Source organism: Blastomonas natatoria (assembly GCF_003201955.1).
GTDB classification, from domain to species: domain Bacteria; phylum Pseudomonadota; class Alphaproteobacteria; order Sphingomonadales; family Sphingomonadaceae; genus Blastomonas; species Blastomonas natatoria.
Genome location: NZ_QJJM01000052.1, coordinates 1 through 1,237, shown reverse-complemented (window position 1 = coordinate 1,237; position 1,237 = coordinate 1). Strand labels below are relative to the sequence as shown.

The window sequence follows — 1,237 nt, the reverse complement described above, 5'->3', positions numbered from 1 at the left end:
GGCAACCGCCTGGCTGTTCATCGCCTCAATCCAGCTCCTCGCACGCCGCATCGCAAGAGCCTGAAATCCAACGCGATAGTTTTGAATCAGACTCTAACTTGGCGAGGGCCTCCAAAGATGAATTGAAGAGAGCGTCGCTAAGCTTGGCCCTCCTTCAGGACTGCATTGTCCAGTGACATTTCTTACCCCATCATTGATGTCAGGTGCTGATTGGTGGCGTTTTGAAAGAGCAGTCGCCAGGGCAATCTCTCATTGTGGATGGTCTGATGTTCAGCTTGTGGGGGGAGCCGGGGACCAGGGCGCTGACCTGCTTGCAACCAGGAGTGATCCCACAGGGGAAGTTCGCCCCTGGATTATTCAAGTGAAGGCCGTGACAGGCGGTGGATATGTCGGTGTTGAGGCAATCAAAGAGGCTGTGAATGCTATGTCATTCTACGGCGCAAAATCAGCTGCAGTCGCAACTAATGGAGATTTCACGAAATCAGCCCTACGGCGTCGGGACGAACTGGCGAAAAATGGCTTTGACATTAAGCTCTGGAACGGCACATTTCTATCCACCTTGCTTTCCAAATGGCCCGAGCTCCATTGGCAAAGGCGCGAGCTTCGACCCTATCAACAGCGCATCGTGCAAGCACTTATAAAGAGCTATCACAACGGCGATGCTCGTGGCCAATTCATCATGGCCACGGGTCTCGGAAAGACTGTTGTGGCTGCTGAATTCACTAGGGCGATGTTCGATCAAGGGGCGAAGAATGCGCTGGTTTTGTGCCATAGCCAGGACTTGGCTCTTCAACTTGAGCAGGCTTTCTGGCCGCATCTCAAATCAAATGAAACCACCTCCGTATTCTTTGACGGAAAACCTCCATCGCAAAAAGATGGCGTTACGTTTGGCTTGTATCAAACCCTACTTGGTTACCTACCGTCGATCGAGCCTTCGTTTTTCGATATCGTGATAGTTGATGAGGCTCATCACGCACTCGCTCAAGGGTTTCAGTCGTGTGTGAATCAATTGAAGCCGAAGTACCTGCTTGGAATGACGGCGACTCCCTGGCGTGGCGACGGGGATTCGATCGATCGATTGTTTGGCCCACCACTCGAGACCGTCTCCTTAGTCGAAGGCATGGCACTCGGTTTTCTGACCGTGACGTGGCCCCCAGCTTTCCTCCAGCGGGGATTAGAGCCGGGCGGTTATTTCGCGCATCAGCGCGGTTGAAGCAATGGGCTGCGTAGCGGAGCC

Annotated in this window: 1 protein-coding gene; it reads left to right on the top strand. The window is 53.4% G+C overall.

Translation table 11 applies throughout. The features are described 5' to 3' along the window. Positions 1-172 precede the first annotated feature (172 nt). Positions 173-1,213, top strand: coding sequence for a DEAD/DEAH box helicase family protein (locus C7451_RS19695; RefSeq protein WP_146215442.1), 1,041 nt, complete (start codon positions 173-175; stop codon positions 1,211-1,213). The last annotated feature ends 24 nt before the right edge of the window (positions 1,214-1,237 follow it).